Annotated in this window: 13 protein-coding genes and 1 pseudogene; 7 read left to right on the forward strand and 7 right to left on the reverse strand. The window is 58.3% G+C overall.

All coding sequences use genetic code 11. The features are described 5' to 3' along the window. Positions 1-2 precede the first annotated feature (2 nt). Both ACZ5C3_RS17940 and ACZ5C3_RS17945 read right to left on the reverse strand, forming a co-directional pair. Positions 3-1496 carry a CoA-acylating methylmalonate-semialdehyde dehydrogenase gene (locus ACZ5C3_RS17940; RefSeq protein ID WP_464031775.1) on the reverse strand — a complete coding sequence of 498 codons (1494 nt, stop codon included), beginning with the start codon at positions 1494-1496 and terminating at the stop codon, positions 3-5. 199 nt (positions 1497-1695) lie between these two features. Then, positions 1696-2352, reverse strand: coding sequence for a TetR/AcrR family transcriptional regulator (locus ACZ5C3_RS17945; protein WP_464044193.1), 657 nt, complete (start codon positions 2350-2352; stop codon positions 1696-1698). Positions 2353-2514: 162 nt separating this feature from the next. Between ACZ5C3_RS17945 and ACZ5C3_RS17950 the strand changes: the two are divergent. From ACZ5C3_RS17950 to fabF, 3 genes and pseudogenes are all read left to right on the forward strand, one after another. After that, positions 2515-3283: pseudogene (locus ACZ5C3_RS17950) on the forward strand (enoyl-CoA hydratase). 171 nt (positions 3284-3454) lie between these two features. Further along, complete coding sequence (locus tag ACZ5C3_RS17955) at positions 3455-4648, forward strand: acetyl-CoA C-acyltransferase (RefSeq protein ID WP_464031777.1); 1194 nt, start codon at positions 3455-3457, stop codon at positions 4646-4648. An 88-nt stretch (positions 4649-4736) separates the two neighbouring features. Continuing rightward, positions 4737-6014 (forward strand): beta-ketoacyl-ACP synthase II, encoded by a 1278-nt coding sequence (gene fabF, locus ACZ5C3_RS17960; RefSeq protein WP_464044194.1) that lies wholly within the window; start codon positions 4737-4739, stop codon positions 6012-6014. A gap of 171 nt (positions 6015-6185) precedes the next feature. Here fabF and ACZ5C3_RS17965 read toward each other — a convergent pair whose 3' ends face one another. Further along, positions 6186-9011, reverse strand: coding sequence for a hybrid sensor histidine kinase/response regulator (locus ACZ5C3_RS17965; protein ID WP_464031779.1), 2826 nt, complete (start codon positions 9009-9011; stop codon positions 6186-6188). 179 nt (positions 9012-9190) lie between these two features. Between ACZ5C3_RS17965 and ACZ5C3_RS17970 the strand changes: the two genes are divergently transcribed. Continuing rightward, positions 9191-9445 carry a DUF6496 domain-containing protein gene (locus tag ACZ5C3_RS17970; protein ID WP_464031780.1) on the forward strand — a complete coding sequence of 85 codons (255 nt, stop codon included), beginning with the start codon at positions 9191-9193 and terminating at the stop codon, positions 9443-9445. A gap of 7 nt (positions 9446-9452) precedes the next feature. Here the strand turns inward: ACZ5C3_RS17970 and otnK are convergent, their stop codons facing one another. Genes otnK through ltnD form a run of 3 tightly spaced genes read right to left on the reverse strand, consistent with a single transcriptional unit; the run spans position 9453 to position 12604 of the window. Continuing rightward, positions 9453-10730 carry a 3-oxo-tetronate kinase gene (gene otnK / locus ACZ5C3_RS17975; protein ID WP_464031782.1) on the reverse strand — a complete coding sequence of 426 codons (1278 nt, stop codon included), beginning with the start codon at positions 10728-10730 and terminating at the stop codon, positions 9453-9455. Further along, positions 10727-11521: a 2-oxo-tetronate isomerase gene (gene otnI, locus ACZ5C3_RS17980; RefSeq protein ID WP_464031783.1), complete on the reverse strand. Its 795-nt coding sequence runs from the start codon at positions 11519-11521 to the stop codon at positions 10727-10729. The genes otnK and otnI overlap by 4 nt, the downstream gene beginning before the upstream one ends. A 51-nt stretch (positions 11522-11572) precedes the next feature. Beyond that, positions 11573-12604 carry an L-threonate dehydrogenase gene (gene ltnD, locus ACZ5C3_RS17985; RefSeq protein ID WP_464044195.1) on the reverse strand — a complete coding sequence of 344 codons (1032 nt, stop codon included), beginning with the start codon at positions 12602-12604 and terminating at the stop codon, positions 11573-11575. A 50-nt stretch (positions 12605-12654) separates the two neighbouring features. Here ltnD and otnC point away from each other — a divergent pair, with 50 nt between their 5' ends. From otnC to ACZ5C3_RS18000, 3 genes are all read left to right on the forward strand, one after another. After that, on the forward strand, positions 12655-13311 hold the full coding sequence (otnC, locus tag ACZ5C3_RS17990; RefSeq protein WP_464031787.1) for a 3-oxo-tetronate 4-phosphate decarboxylase: 657 nt from the start codon (positions 12655-12657) through the stop codon (positions 13309-13311). Continuing rightward, positions 13308-13715 carry an arsenate reductase (glutaredoxin) gene (gene arsC, locus ACZ5C3_RS17995; protein WP_464031789.1) on the forward strand — a complete coding sequence of 136 codons (408 nt, stop codon included), beginning with the start codon at positions 13308-13310 and terminating at the stop codon, positions 13713-13715. The genes otnC and arsC overlap by 4 nt, the downstream gene beginning before the upstream one ends. A 118-nt stretch (positions 13716-13833) precedes the next feature. After that, complete coding sequence (locus ACZ5C3_RS18000; protein ID WP_464031791.1) at positions 13834-15192, forward strand: esterase-like activity of phytase family protein; 1359 nt, start codon at positions 13834-13836, stop codon at positions 15190-15192. 74 nt (positions 15193-15266) lie between these two features. Here ACZ5C3_RS18000 and ACZ5C3_RS18005 read toward each other — a convergent pair whose 3' ends face one another. Continuing rightward, positions 15267-15509, reverse strand: a complete 243-nt coding sequence (locus ACZ5C3_RS18005; protein ID WP_464031793.1) for a sulfurtransferase TusA family protein — start codon at positions 15507-15509, stop codon at positions 15267-15269. Positions 15510-15513: the final 4 nt, after the last annotated feature.

A 15513-nucleotide genomic window follows, 5' to 3' on the forward strand; every position in this document is an offset into this window, starting at 1 on the left:
CGTTAGCTGGTCGGCATCGAGAACTGGGCACCTTCCTTGACGCCGGATGGCCAGCGCGAGGTCACAGTCTTGGTCTTGGTGTAGAACCGCACCGAGTCTGGACCGTACTGGTTGAGGTCTCCGAAACCGGACCGCTTCCAGCCGCCGAAAGTGTAGTAAGCGACCGGCACAGGAATTGGCACGTTGATGCCAACCATGCCGACGTTCACCCTGGCCGCAAACTCGCGAGCAGCATCGCCATCGCGGGTGAAGATCGCAACGCCGTTGCCGTATTCATGATCGGACGGCAATGCAACGGCCTCGTTAAAGTCATTCGCGCGAACGACGGACAGCACAGGGCCGAAAATTTCTTCCTTGTAGATGCGCATGTCCTTGGTGACGTTGTCGAACAGACAACCGCCCATGTAGAAGCCCTTTTCGTAGCCCTGCATCTTGAAGCCGCGGCCGTCGACGGCGAGCTTGGCGCCTTCCTTGATACCGATCTCGACATAGTCCCGCACGCGATCGAGCGCCGCCTTGGTGACAAGCGGACCGTAATCAGCGGTCGGATCGGTCGAAAGACCGATCTTGAGGTTCTCGACGCGTGGAATGAGCTTTTCCATCAGGCGATCAGCAGTCGTCTTGCCGACCGGCACCGCGACCGAAACCGCCATGCAGCGTTCGCCGGCTGCGCCATAGCCAGCACCGACCAGCGCATCTGCCGTCTGATCCATGTCGGCGTCCGGCATGATGATCAGATGGTTCTTCGCACCACCAAAGCACTGGCAACGCTTTCCAGTCGCAGCCGCACGCTCGTAGATGTACTGAGCGATCGCCGAGGAGCCTACGAAACCAACCGCTGCGATATCGTGATCATCCAGGATCGCATCGACCGACTCCTTGTCGCCATTAACGACGTTCAGGACGCCCGGCGGCAAGCCTGCCTCGATCATCAGCTCGGCCAGCTTCATCGGCACGCCTGGATCGCGCTCTGACGGCTTTAGAATAAAAGCGTTACCGCAGGCGATCGCCGGCGCGAACTTCCACATCGGGATCATCGCTGGGAAGTTGAACGGGGTGATACCGGCAACAACACCAAGCGGCTGGCGCATGGAGTAAAGATCAATGCCGGGACCGGCGCCTTCGGTGTATTCGCCCTTCATGAGGTGCGGAATGCCAAGCGCGAACTCGACGACTTCGACGCCACGCAAGATGTCGCCCTTGGCGTCGGGAATGGTTTTGCCGTGCTCGCGGGCGAGCAAATCAGCCAGCGCATCGTTATCGCGCGCCACCAATTCCAGGAACTTCATCAGAACACGGACGCGACGCTGTGGGTTGGTCGCCGCCCATGCCGGTTGCGCCGCTTTGGCGTTCTCCACCGCGGCACGCAGCTCCGCTTTGGAAGCGAGTGCAACCTGGGCCTGAACCTCACCTGTCATGGGTTCGAAAACGTCGGCGAAACGGCCCGATGTACCCTTAACGTGTTTTCCGCCGATAAAGTGCCCGATCGATCGCATGCGTAACCTCCAGAAAGAAACTACGAGGCTTTTAGCACCGTCCGATAAGAAATTGGAACGGGGTTCTGCGCACAGCACAGTCGCATCTATTGCAAAGAACGCCCTTGAAAATATTCGATTTTTTCAGGCCACCGACTGTATGTTGGCAACAAAAATCGGAGCGAATAATCAACCGATCATTAAAAATGACCATCTGGTCTCAAGAGCGAACTGGAGAATCCGTGGCCGCTGACGCCTCAATGCCCTTGGTTGCCGGCTTGCGCTTTCGCGGTTTGGCCGCGTCATCAGCCTTCTTGGCCGCATAACGACCTGCCTCAAGGATCTCGTCCGAAAATTCGCCCGTTCCCGCCATACGGGCCATCAACAAGGCCCCCATCATCGTGGCCAAGGCGCCGATGGCCTCCCGGCGCGCGTCTTTTTCGTTCGATCCGGATATCTCGCCGGCGATGACCTCGATCATTCTCTCAAGCTTGGCTGCGACAGCCTTACGGACTTTGGGGTTGGCTCGCGAAACTTCGGCCCCGAGTGCCGGGAGCGCGCATCCATTGCCAATGTCGTCGCGGTGAGCGGCAGTCAGATAGCCATTTACAACCGCAGCAAGCCCCTCGCCCTCCGGCGCTTCATCCGCCCGCTTGCGCCAACGCTTTGCCGCCAGCTCCATTGCATGGATAAAGGCTTCGCCGATCAGCGCGTCGCGCGATGCAAAGTGCGCATAAAAGCCGCCGTGCGTGAGCCCCGCCTCTTTCATCAGCTCAGCAACACCGAGACCTGCCGCGCCACGCTCGCGCAGGCGCACCGATGCGCTCCTTACGATCCGCTCGTGCGTCTCAGCCTTATGATCCTTTGAATAGCGCATCGGCGCCTCACCTATAATATGTCGATGGTCATATATAGCATGAATTGCTCCGCGAATGAGGCTTTTCAGGCAAAATGGCTGCCATGCAAGTCATTTGACAAAGCAAGATGATCGCGCACCATCGCATTCCCACTCGCGTTCCAACAATTAAGCTTCGGTAACATGCAAACGATCAACGACTACTGCGACGTTGCGCACCGCGACAACGGCATTGCACAATTGACGATCCGAAACGCCGGCTCGCTCAACATCGTCAACTCGGCAGTGATCGCCGGAGTTCGGGAAGGGCTGGAAACGCTTGCCAAAGACAATGGCATTCGCGCTGATCCTGGCGGGGTCCGGCGAGAAGAGCTTTATCGGCGGAGCCGACATCAAGGAAATGGTGACGCTCAATCAGGCTTCAGCTGAAACATTCATCAAGGGGCTGCGCGATCTTTGCGAGTCCGTCCGGCAGTTCCCCTCACCTGTCATCGCGCGATTGAAGGGATGGTGCCTGGGCGGAGGACTTGAAGTTGCGGCCGCCTGCGATCTGCGTATCGCCGCCGACGATGCAAAGTTTGGCATGCCCGAAGTGAAAGTCGGCATTCCCTCGGTCATTCATGCAGCTTTGCTGCCGCGGTTGATTGGTTGGGGACGTGCTCGATGGCTGATTCTAGCGGGAGCGAATATCGATGCGGCGACAGCTCTTGGCTGGGGCTTGGTCGATCAAGTTGTCCCAGAGACAGACCTCGATACTGCCATCATGGCCGTCGCGTCATCGATCGCCGAATGCGGCACTGAAGCGATGCGCAGCCAGAAGGCGTTGCTGAAACAATGGGAAGAGCTGCCGTTGACGGAATCCGTCAATCTGAGCGTGGGCGTTTTCGGCCAGGCATTTCTGACCGGCGAGCCGCAGCGTCACATGCGCACCTTCCTCGACAAGAAGAAGTGACCGCTTTCGAATGGAAATTCGTCCGTTTCAAACAAAACGGACGCTTGTTCCACTGATGTCCGCAACCTTATTTTATTGTGCGGATGCGATTGCAATTTTCGCCTCCCTTCATATGATATCCATCATCTAAATCACAATGCCTTGCCTGCGTGCCGGCAACAGGAGAGTCCCATGTCAACGTCAGACCCCGTCGTCATCGTTTCTGCTGTGCGTACTCCACTCGGCCGTTTCCAGGGTGAATTATCGTCATTCAGCGCCCATAACCTCGGTTCACACGCCATTGGCGCGGCCCTTGAGCGCGCAAAGCTGTCGCCGGAGCGGATCGACGAAGTGTTCATGGGCTGCGTGCTTCCCGCCGGCCAGGGACAGGCTCCTGCCCGCCAGGCTGCACGTGGCGCGAAGTTGCCGGACGGAACCGGCGCAACCACCATCAACAAGGTCTGCGGCTCGGGCATGAAGGCCACCATGCTGGCGCACGACATCATCAATGCCGGTTCCGCTGAAATCGTCGTCGCGGGCGGCATGGAAAGCATGACCAACGCCCCGTACCTGCTCGCTAAAGCGCGCGGCGGCTATCGCGTCGGACATGACCGCATCATCGATCACATGCTGATGGACGGCCTCGAAGATGCCTACGAAACCGGCCGTTCGATGGGTGATTTCGGCGAAGCCACCGCCGAAGCCTACCAGTTCACCCGCAAGGATCAGGACGAATATGCGATGGAGACCCTGACCCGCGCGCGCAAGGCGGTCGAGGGTGGCACGTTCAAGAGCGAGATCGCGCCTATTTCGGTCAAAGAAAAAGCCGGCGTTCGGGTGGTCGAGAACGACGAACATCCGTTGAAGGTTGATCCTGCGAAAATTCCGAACCTGAAGCCAGCATTCCGCCCGAACGGTACGATTACGCCCGCGGCCTCCTCGGCCAATGCCGACGGTGCCGCCGCACTTGTGTTGACGCGACGCTCGATCGCCGAGCGCGAAGGCTTGCCGATCCTGGCGGAAATCAAGGGCCATTCGACCCACAGCCAGGAACCGGCCTGGTTCACCACCGCTCCGATCCCAGCGATCAGAAAGCTGCTGGAGAAGGTTGGCTGGACTGCCAACGATGTCGATCTGTTCGAGATCAACGAGGCTTTCGCTGTCGTGCCGATGGCCGCAGCCCGTGACCTCGGAATTCCGCGCGAGAAATTGAATATCAACGGTGGCGCCTGCGCGCTTGGCCATCCGATCGGTGCGACGGGTGCCCGTCTGATCGTGACGCTGCTCCATGCGATGGAGAAGAACAATGTCAGCAAAGGCATTGCCTCTCTGTGCATTGGCGGCGGCGAAGCCACTGCTATCGCGGTCGAGCGTAAAACGCACTAGTGCCACCGCGTGGCCTTCGGGTCATGGATCGCCGAGCTCTACTCTCGGCGATCCGCAAAGAGATATCTGACAACAGGGTAATTACGCCGTGAAACAGAGTAGCACACGCCGAATTGTCGTCACCGGAATGGGAGCCGTGTCTCCCCTGGGTTGCGGCGTCGAAGGCAACTGGTCGCGCCTCATTGCGGGCCAATCCGGCCTTCGTGCACTCTCGGACAATATCGGCGCCGATCTGCCGGCAAAAGTCTGTGGTGTTGTTCCCGACATTGCCGAAGATCCCGAGTTCGGCTTCGATGCCGATCGCGCGGTGCCTCGTAAAGACCAAAAGAAAATGGACCGCTTCATTCAGTTCGCAATGATGGCGGCCAATGAAGCGATCGCGCAAGCCGGATGGATACCGGATAACGCTGTCGCTCGCGAGCGTACTGCAACAATCATCGCATCCGGCGTTGGCGGCTTCCCTGCCATCGTCGACGCCGTTCGCACCACTGACGAACGTGGCATCCGCCGCCTTTCGCCCTTCACCGTACCGGCCTTCCTCGTCAATCTTGCCGCCGGGCAGGTTGCAATCCGTCACGGCTTCAAAGGGCCACTGGGTGCGCCGGTCACGGCCTGTGCTGCCGGCGTACAGGCGATCGGCGATGCTGCGCGTCTGATCCATTCTGGGGAGGCTGACATTGCAATCGCCGGCGGTGCCGAAGCCTGCATCGATCGCGTCAGTCTCGGAGGATTTGCAGCTGCGCGTGCCCTCTCCACCAGGTTCAACGACGAGCCCCAAAAGGCGTCGCGTCCGTTTGACAAGGACCGCGATGGCTTCGTGATGGGTGAAGGCGCTGGAATTCTCGTGATCGAGACGCTCGATCACGCGCTGAATCGCGGTGCAACGCCGATCGTCGAGTTGGTCGGATACGGCACCACCTCCGACGCCTATCACATGACGGCGGGACCCGAGGATGGCGACGGGGCACGGCGCGCCATGGAGATCGCGATACGTCAGGCGGGCATCGCACCGATTGAAGTTCAGCATCTCAATGCCCACGCCACGTCGACACCGGTCGGCGATAACGGCGAGCTTGCCGCGATCAAGACCCTGTTCGGCACCAAGGGCAGCGTTGCAGTGAGCGCCACGAAATCCGCAACCGGCCACTTGCTCGGCGCGGCGGGCGGCCTCGAAGCCATCTTCTCGGTACTTGCATTACGCGATCAAATCGCACCACCGACCCTCAACCTGGACCACCCGGATGCCGAGGCCACAGGCATCGACCTTGTGGCCAAGACCGCGCGGCCGATGGCCATTGAACATGTGTTGTCGAATGGCTTCGGGTTCGGCGGCGTCAACGCCAGCGTCGTCTTCCGCGGCTGGTAATCGCCGCCCGCTAGTGTCCGATTCCGAAGTTCGCATTATCCCGCTGCACCTTCGTTTGCGGACTTCGGAATCAAAGGACACTAGCAAGTCATAAAGTTAGTGTGGCTTTGGTTCAGAAGTCCGCATTCGGGACGCGCTCCGCGAACGGTGCGGACTTCTGAACCGCCACACTCAGCCGGCGATCATATCCTTCACGCGTTGCAGGAATTTCTCTCCTTCGAAGGGCTTGGTCATCATGTCCATGCCCGGCTGGAGAAAGCCTTTTGCCATCGCGACGTTCTCAGCATACCCGGTGATGAAGAGAATCTTCAGATCCGGCCTGAGTTCACGAGCCTGATCAGCCAATTCACGCCCGTTCATTCCAGGTAATCCGATATCGGTGACCAGTAGGTCGATCCGCTCGTCACGCCCCAGGACGTGAAGGCCCGATGGGCCATCGACAGCTTCCAGCGTCCGATAGCCCTGCTCTTCCAGGAGTTCGAGAACGACGCTGCGGACGACCGGTTCATCCTCTACCAACAGCACAGTTTCGCCAGATGCCTGGTGGTCGCCAACGGCGTTCAACGCCCCTGCATCGACCGCCGCGTCTCCCACATGGCGAGGCAAATAAATTTTGACCGACGTGCCATGTCCCGGCGTGCTGTCGATCGTGACGTGACCATTCGATTGCCTCGCGAAACCATAGATCATTGACAGGCCGAGCCCTGTCCCCTGTCCGATCGGTTTTGTCGTGAAAAAAGGATCGAATGCGCGCGCCACAACATCGTCCGTCATGCCTGCACCGGTGTCGGTGACATCGATGCAGATATAGTCCCCCGGTGAAAGGGCCGGGTTGCTTTCCAGCACGCCATCAAGCCGAACATTCTTTGTCTTGATCATCAGCCGCCCGCCTTCCGGCATGGCGTCACGGGCATTGATCGCGAGATTCAGCAAGCCGCTTTCGAGTTGATTGGGATCGCACAGGACGCTCCATAGCTTACTCGATGGTGCAACTTCGAGATCGATGTCCTCGCCGATCGTTCGCCGCATCAGATCCTCAAGAGATGCGATGAGTTGATTGGCATCGATCGACTTCGGGCTGAGCGGTTGTCGCCGTGCAAAGGCCAGTAGTCGATGCGTGAGCGCTGCCGCACGATGCGCCGAGGTCATCGCGGCACCGATGTAGCGCTCAATATTGTCAAACTTTCCCTTGCTCAACTTCGCTTGCATTAAGTCCAGCGAGCCGATGATACCGGTCAACAGGTTGTTGAAGTCGTGGGCGATGCCCCCGGTCAGCTGGCCGACGGCCTCCATCTTTTGCGACTGACGCAAGGCTTCTTCAGTGGCCTTCAACCTCTCCGCTGCGGCCCGCTCTTCCGTGACATCACGTGCAACTGCATAAATCTGCCCCGCATCGGGAACGGCAGTCCACGACAGCCACCGATAGGAACCGTCCCGGTGGAGAACGCGCCCCTCAAACCGGATCGTCGGCTTGCCGCGATTGAGGTTATCGAGTTCGGTAATCGCCTTCTCTCGATCGTCCGGATGCTCAAGCCACTCCGTTTTTCTGTGGAGCAATTCCTGTTCGGTCCAGCCAAGTGTTTTTGTCCATGCGGGGTTGACGCTTCGCAACGTGCCATCGAGATCCGCGACAGCCAGGAGATCCCGCGATACATTCCATATGCGATCACGCTCGCGGGTTTTTTCTTGAACCCGTTCCGCCAGCGTCGCATTCAGTGCCGCAAGCTCTGCGGATATCGTCTTTTGGTCGTGCACATCCGTGCCGGTACCAATCCAGCGAATGATCCGCCCAAGTTCGTCACGCGCCGGCACGGCTCGTCCGAGGAACCAGCGATAAACGCCGTCTTTCCGGCGCAGGCGGAATTCAACTTCATAGGTCTCGCCCATTTCGAGGGCACGCGTCCAGGCCGCGAGGGCGATAGGCAAGTCATCCGGATGGATGATCTTGACCCACTCTCTTCCATCAAGGTCACCAACTTCCGCTCCCACATACTCGTAAACACGCGGGTTGAACCAGGTTGCTATTCCATCTGGTTTGGCAGTCCATACGTGATGCGGCACAGCGTCTGCGAGTGTCCGAAATTCCTCTTCGCTTTCTCGCAGCGCCTTCTCGGCCGTCACCTGTTCGGTGACGTCAGTGTGAGCGCCGACCAAGCGCAACGGCGCGCCATCAGCGTCACGCTCGATGATCGCCTTGACCGAAATCCATCGCACTTGCCCATCGCTAGGGCGAATGATGCGATACGTCACCGAGTAGTCGCCAACATCACCCTTAACTGCGTCGCGAAATCGCTTCTCTGCGGCGGCCCGATCCTCGGGATGAACCCGCCTCACCCAATCTTCGTGCGTCTCGCTGGCAGCCTCCGGCGGAAGGCCATGAATGGCCAGATATTCCGGGGATCTTCGGTTGCGAAAGCCGTCCCGGAGATCGACCTCAAGCCCACCGATACGACCAATTTGTTGGACACGCGTGAGTTCTGCTTCACGCTCACGCAAGGCAAGTGATGCCGTGTACTCCTTGGTCACGTCACGGCATATCACCAGCACGCCGCCGACCTCACCTTCGCTGTCGATAGGACTATAACTGTAGGTCCAATAAACCTGTTCAAGTTTACCGTGGCGCGTGACGGGCACCAACTGGTTCTCACGCCATGTCGCGCCGCCGCCGCTCATCACTTGTTCGATCTGCGGCCCAATAATGGGCCAGATCTCTTCCCAGCATTCACGACCGCGTTGCCCGAGGGCACTGGGATGCCGCTCTGGTCCCATCGTGGCCCGGTACGCATCGTTATAAAGCTGGATGAGTTGCGGTCCCCACCAAATGAACATCGGGTGGTTGGTATTGAGCAGAAGCCTGACCATGGTCTTCAAGCTTTGCGGCCAAGTCTCAGGTTGCCCAAGCGGCGTAGAGGACCAGGCAAAGGCACGCATAAGCGCACCCATCTCGCCGCCGCCGGCAAGAAAGTTCGGAGAACTTGCCTGGTTCGTATCAAGCATCTGGTGTGTTTGACGAAACCCCTGCCACAGGAATTCGGATTAACCCATTGAAACGTCGAGCGAGCCTATTGGTTCCATTCGAGGCTCCCTCGGTCTTGGTATCCCTCGGACTTACTGGAACCGAGCGTTCCGCCTGCACTTATTCCTATATCGGCTTAGATCAAGCTCGGAGGGAGTGCATGGCCCGCAAATACTCAAAGGCTGCATCGAAAAAAGTCGCACGCGCAGTACGCAAGGCGAAGAAAGGAACGTTAAAGAGCGGCCGCTCCGGCAGGAAAGTCAAAAGCCGGAAACAGGCCATCGCGATCGGCCTTTCCGAGGCGCGCAAGGAAGGAAAGAAAGTCCCCGCCAAAAAGGCGAGGAAGAGCACTAAAAAGAAAACATCCAAGAAACAGAGTTCGAAGACAAAATCTCGAAAGACCAGAAAATCCTGATCTTAAATTAAGACACCAGTCGAACCGCATCGTTGAAGAAGTCCAGACCGCCGAAATTTCCGGACTTCAGCGCCATGATCATGTCACCTCTTTTGCTCCCGATGGTCCGCAGCACGGGCACGCCCGTGGCGATTTCCGGACCGACGAGGAAGGCCGGGATATTAAGCCGATCCACCACCGCACCCGACGTCTCACCACCGGCAATGATCAGGCGTCGCACGCCTTCCGACACCAATCCTTCGCTGATGTCAGCCATGGCCTGTTCGATAGCCTGACCTGCAACATCGCGACCGTACCGTGATTGCAAGGCAGACACCTGATCGGGCGTCGAGCTGCTTGCAATCAAGATTGCTGATTTCCCGAGGTGGTTCTTCGCCCAGTCGAGTGCACGCTGAACCTCCGATCCACCTTTGACAATCTGTTCGGGATCGAGCCGCAACACGGCCATCGTCTTCTCTGCTTCCGCAATCTGCGCCAAGGTTGCCTGAGAGCAACTTCCCGCAAGACATGCGACGGGACCGCCAACTGGCTTGCTCTCAACGGCCGAGGCCGAAGCATCCTTCACTTTGCCCGACGTGATCAGGCCACGAGCTAGGCCCAGCCCCATGCCGGATGCACCAACGGACAAGTCATAGTCGAGCGCAGCCTGGCCGATGGCTTCGAGTTCGTGATCGAACACCGCATCAACAATCGCGCTGTGATATCCCTCTCCCGCGAGATCCGCGACGCGCTTACGGATCGCATCAGGTCCGCGAACCACCGTGGCCAGATCGACAAGCCCGACCTTATCTCGGCTCTGGCGACCCAGCACGCGCACCAGATTGGAATCGTGCATCGGGTTGAGTGGATGATCCTTCAACGGGCTTTCGTTCAACGGCACGCTGCCGACAAAGAGATTGCCTTGATAGACTGTTCGTCCGGTGCCAGGGAACGCTGGGGTGACCAGCACAATAGGATCACCGGAATCGTCTCGCAACGCGTCCATGACCGGACCGATATTACCGGCATCCGTAGAATCAAACGTCGAGCAAATCTTGAACAGCACGTGCGACGCGCCGCGCCCACGCAGCCATTTGTCCGCAGCGCGCGAACGCGCGACAGCCTGGGAAGCCTCAATGGATCGACTTTTCAGCGAGACGACGACGGCATCAACGTCCGGAAGCGCCAGTGCTTCATCCGGAACACCAATGGTCTGCACGGTTCGCAAGCCGCTGCGCGTCAACATGTTCGCAAGATCAGACGCGCCCGTGTAGTCGTCGGCGATACAGCCCAGTGCGAGTGTCACGACCGAACTCCCGACTTTCCTTTAGCGTAAGGCGCAAACCAACCCAGACCGTCAACCGTTTTCCCCTTGGGCCTATATTCGCAGCCGACAAATCCGTCGTAGCCAAGGCGATCCAGCTCATCGAACAGGAAAGGATAATTTAATTCCTCACTCGCCGGTTCGTTACGTGACGGCACGCTCGCGATCTGAATATGTCCGATCATCGGCATCATCTGCCGGAGTGCAATGGTGACGTCGCCGTGCACGATCTGACGATGATAGATGTCGAATTGCAGTTTCAGGTTCGGCAACTTCATCTCATTGATCAGGTCGTGAGCGAAGTCGAAATTGTTGAGGAAATATCCCGGAACGTCGCGCGGATTGATCGGCTCGATGACGACATCGATATTTTCCTCAGCCAACGCTTCAGCTGCCCAGGCCACGCCCCGGCGAAAAGAACTGACCGCCTCGGGATTGCTGCGATCGGCGATGCCGGACATCAAGTGCACCCGCTCAACGCCAGTAGCAGCAACATAGGGCAACGCCTGCTTGATGCTGTTCTGCAAATCCGCGAAATGATTGGGACGCGCGGCAAAGCCCTTCTCGCCCGCGTCCCAGTTGCCCGGCGGCAGATTGAACAGCGCCAAGGTCAGGCCATTGCTCTTTAGTCTGTCAGCAATCGCTTCCGGCGGATGATCGTAGGGAAACAGAAATTCAATGTTGGTGAAGCCGGCATCGGCAGCAGCAGCAAAGCGATCGAGAAACGACCACTCGTTGAACATCATGGTCAGATTGGCGGCAAAACGGGGCATGGATGTTTCCGTTGTTGTTCTTGCTTATTACGTTCGTTGTAGTTCTGAATATTACCCCGGTTCGCCGGGAATCTTGGTGCCGGTATTTCGTGCATACACCCGCGCCACCGAAATATCGTCGTCGCGCCCCATCCCCGAAGCCGATGCCATCAGGAACATCTGCAGCGCGGCAGCGGCAACGGGCACCGGATACTTGGCGTTACGTGCCATATCCTGGATGATGCCGAGGTCCTTCACGAAGATATCCACCGCACTGCGTGGCGTGTAGTCTCCGTCAAGCACATGCGGGACGCGGTTTTCGAACATCCACGAATTGCCCGCCGACGCGGTAATGACTTCGTAGACCTTGCGGATATCAAGGCCTTGCTTCGCCGCGAAGGTGATCGCTTCGCTGGCCGCCGCGATATGAACGCCAGCCAGGAGCTGGTTGATCATTTTGAAGGCAGCGCCTTGTCCGGGCTCGTCGCCGAGCTCATAGAGCTTTGCGGACATCGCATCCAGCGCCGGCCGCGCCTTGGCGAATGCGGCCTTGCTGCCAGAAGCCAGGACAGTGAGTTCGCCCTGCGCCGCGCGTTGCGCTCCGCCGCTGATCGGCGCATCGAGATAGTGCCGCCCGGTTGCCTCGAGCTGCTTCGCCAACCGCCGCGCGATATCCGGGTCCATGGTTGCGGATGAAATGAAGACTGCGCCCTTCGGCAACGTTTCGGCCACACCTTGCGGTCCAAAAAGAATGGTTTCCGTCTGCGCAGCATTGACAACGACGCTGACGACGGCATCGGCATCGCGCGCCGCCTCAGACGGCGTCGCGGCAGAATGCCCCTTTTCCGCCACCAGCCGCGCAACCGCATCAGCGGACACGTCGCAACCAACGACATCGAAACCGGCGCGCTTCAGTGACAGCGCCATCCCCAGTCCCATCGAGCCTAGGCCGATAACAGCAATACGGCCCAAACGTGAATCAGCCGAGGCGGCTTTGGCGGGGTCAGTCATGGATGTTTCCTTGGATCGTTTCTTTTGGCGGGCTCCGCGACAGGCGCGGTTACCGCTTGGTAACACGACTTCATAGTCCAACCAAAAAGCCATTTCAGCAAATTAGAAAACATGTGAAAAAGCGCTGTTAAGAGGATGGCAACATGACAGAAACCAGGCTTCGCGAGCAGATTTGCCAGTATGGACGCTCGCTGTTTGAACGCGGACTAACGCCGGGATCTTCCGGAAACATCAGCATTCGCCTCGACGATGGCGGCTGGCTGGTGACGCCGACCAATGCATCCCTCGGTTTTCTCGACCCGGCCCGGATTTCAAGGCTCGACGCCTCCGGCCGCCTCACCTCTGGCGACGCGCCCACCAAGGAAATCCCCCTTCATTCAGCGCTTTATGAGACCCGCAGGTCGGCGCGCGCGATTGTGCACCTGCACTGTTCCCATTGCGTTGCACTATCGATGCTCCCAGAGATCAACCCGCAGAACGCGCTTCCGCCGATGACCCCTTATTATGTCATGCGGTGCGGTGCGACCGCCCTGCTGCCGTACTACCGGCCCGGAGATGCCGCGGTTGCCGACGCCATCCGTGGATTGGCCGGCAAGTACTCCTGCGTGCTGCTCTCCAATCACGGTCCTGTGGTTGCGGGTGACACACTGGAAGCTGCTGTTTTCGCGACCGAAGAATTGGAAGAAACAGCCAAGCTATACTTGATGCTACGCGGTCTAAATCCGCGTGGTCTGACAAAGGAACAGGTCGCGGACCTTGTCGCGACATTCAAGATAACACTGCCGGAGACGTCAGCTTGACCGTTACGATCTTTCACAATCCTGCTTGCGGCACATCCCGCAACACGCTCGCCATGATCCGGCAAAGCGGCGAAGATCCCGTTGTGATCGAGTACCTGAAAACGCCGCCCAGCCGTGAGCGCTTGGTCGAACTCGCCAAGGCGATGAACAGTCCAGTACGCGCGCTTCTTCGTGAGAAGGAAAAGCTCGTCGCAGAGCTTGGTCTTGCCAACCCCGCTATGACCGATGACGAGTTGTTGGACGCAATGACGACGCATCCTGTGCTCATCAATCGTCCGATTGTTGAAACGCCGAAAGGTGTACGGCTTTGCCGTCCTTCCGAGCAGGTGCTCGACCTGCTGCCCAATCCCGTGACCTCTTTTCAGAAAGAAGATGGAGAGGTTGTCACACGCTCTGCCGGATAGCGGCGCGACAATTGGGCGCGGGATAGCGGAGCACTATCCTGCCGAGAGCCGCGATGTTGTTACGGCACTGACACAGAAAGTCTCGACAAACGGCGCATGGTTCACGGAGATGATTTCCATGCGCATTTTCAAGCTATCCACCTCCATTCTCGCTCTGACCATTCTGCCGCATATTGCATCAGCGCAAACCGCCGCTCAGTCTTTTCCCGCGACACTCGCCGGACACGCGGTGATGCTGGCTGAATCTTTCGTCGATGCACCGGCCGACGCGCCGGCCGATCTTAAGGCTTCAGGCAAGTTTACGACGGGCACTCGCGTTGACGCTGTCGGCACAATCGAAGGCAAGTCCTTTGACCGTCCCACCGGCGTCAAGATTCCTTTCAAGGGTCAACCGTTGCAAGGCCATTCCGGCATCAAGAAAATGGCCGACGGGACGTTCTGGGTGCTCACCGACAATGGGTTCGGCAGCAAGGCGACGTCGCCGGATTCAATGCTGTTCCTCAATCATTATCGCATCGACTGGACCAAGGGGACGCTGGAAAAGATCGAGACGATCTTCCTGCATGATCCCGATAAAAAGGTGCCCTTCCGGATCGCCAACGAAGGCACCGACAAGCGTTATTTGACCGGTGCGGATTTCGACACCGAAAGCTTCCAACCCATCGGCGATAAGATCTGGATCGGCGACGAGTTCGGCCCTTATCTCTTGCGGGTCGATAATACCGGGAAGGTTGAAGCCGTGTTCGAGACCATGATCGATGGCAAGCCGGCAAAGTCTCCGGACCACTATTCAATCACAGCGCCTGCGACCCCGACTGCCCAGGTCGCCTTCAACGTCCGCCGCTCCAAAGGCTATGAAGGCATGGCGGCGTCACCGGATGGCAAGTTCCTCTATCCGCTCCTCGAAGGCCCGGTCTGGGACGCAGAGAAGAAGGACTGGGAAAAGACCGCGGACGGCAAAGAGTATCTGCGCATCCTTGAATTCGACGTCGGCGCCGGAAAATGGACCGGCCGTCACTGGAAATATGTTCTGGACGAGAACGGCTTCGCAATCGGCGACTTCAACATGATCGACGCGACAACCGGCCTGATCATCGAGCGCGACAATGGCGAGGGAACTGCCGACAAGGCTTGCGAGGGCGGTAAGAAGCCGGATTGCTTCCATGATCTCGCCAAGTTCAAGCGCGTCTACAAGATTGAGATGTCGGATGCGAACGCGAACAACGCCGTCCGCAAGATCGGCTATATCGACCTGATGAAAATCAACGATCCCGATAAAAAGGCGCGCAAAGCTCTCAACGATGGCGTGCTCAAGTTCCCATTCTGGACCATCGAGAATGTGGACATTGTCGATGCGCAACACATCATTGTCGGCAACGACAACAACCTGCCCTACTCATCCAGCCGGGATCCAAATAAAGCCGACGACAACGAGTTCGTTCTGCTCAATGTTTCGGAATTTCTGAAAGCGCGATGATTTGATTGTGAGTGACTAAAAAAGGCCGCCCACCAGGGCGGCCTTTCTTCGGCATAAGAGCAAAAGCCTGTCGCCTAATCAGATTGCGCCACAGCGACCTTATCAATGACAAATACAATCCGCGTCTCACTGCGCTCCGAGATTTCGACGCGATCACCCGTTTCGCGGATCAGGTTCGGAATATCAATGACCGACAACGGATCAGTGCAATGCACCTCCAGCCGATCCCCGATCGCGAGGCTCTTGAGCGCCTTGCGCGTCCTGTAAACTGGTAGCGGGCATTTAAGGCCCATCAGATCGAGCTTGGTCGCGTTCATGGCA

The sequence above is a fragment of the Afipia dichlorophenoxyacetatis genome (assembly GCF_055386385.1).

Coding starts and splice junctions, on each gene's coding strand:
- ACZ5C3_RS17940 (WP_464031775.1), bottom strand. CDS start 1,496: ATGCGATCGATCGGGCACTTTATCGGCGGAAAACACGTTAAGGGTACA.
- ACZ5C3_RS17945 (WP_464044193.1), bottom strand. CDS start 2,352: ATGCGCTATTCAAAGGATCATAAGGCTGAGACGCACGAGCGGATCGTA.
- ACZ5C3_RS17955 (WP_464031777.1), top strand. CDS start 3,455: ATGTCAACGTCAGACCCCGTCGTCATCGTTTCTGCTGTGCGTACTCCA.
- ACZ5C3_RS17965 (WP_464031779.1), bottom strand. CDS start 9,011: ATGCTTGATACGAACCAGGCAAGTTCTCCGAACTTTCTTGCCGGCGGC.
- ACZ5C3_RS17970 (WP_464031780.1), top strand. CDS start 9,191: ATGGCCCGCAAATACTCAAAGGCTGCATCGAAAAAAGTCGCACGCGCA.
- otnI (WP_464031783.1), bottom strand. CDS start 11,521: ATGCCCCGTTTTGCCGCCAATCTGACCATGATGTTCAACGAGTGGTCG.
- ltnD (WP_464044195.1), bottom strand. CDS start 12,604: ATGGCTTTTTGGTTGGACTATGAAGTCGTGTTACCAAGCGGTAACCGC.
- otnC (WP_464031787.1), top strand. CDS start 12,655: ATGACAGAAACCAGGCTTCGCGAGCAGATTTGCCAGTATGGACGCTCG.
- ACZ5C3_RS18000 (WP_464031791.1), top strand. CDS start 13,834: ATGCGCATTTTCAAGCTATCCACCTCCATTCTCGCTCTGACCATTCTG.
- ACZ5C3_RS18005 (WP_464031793.1), bottom strand. CDS start 15,509: ATGAACGCGACCAAGCTCGATCTGATGGGCCTTAAATGCCCGCTACCA.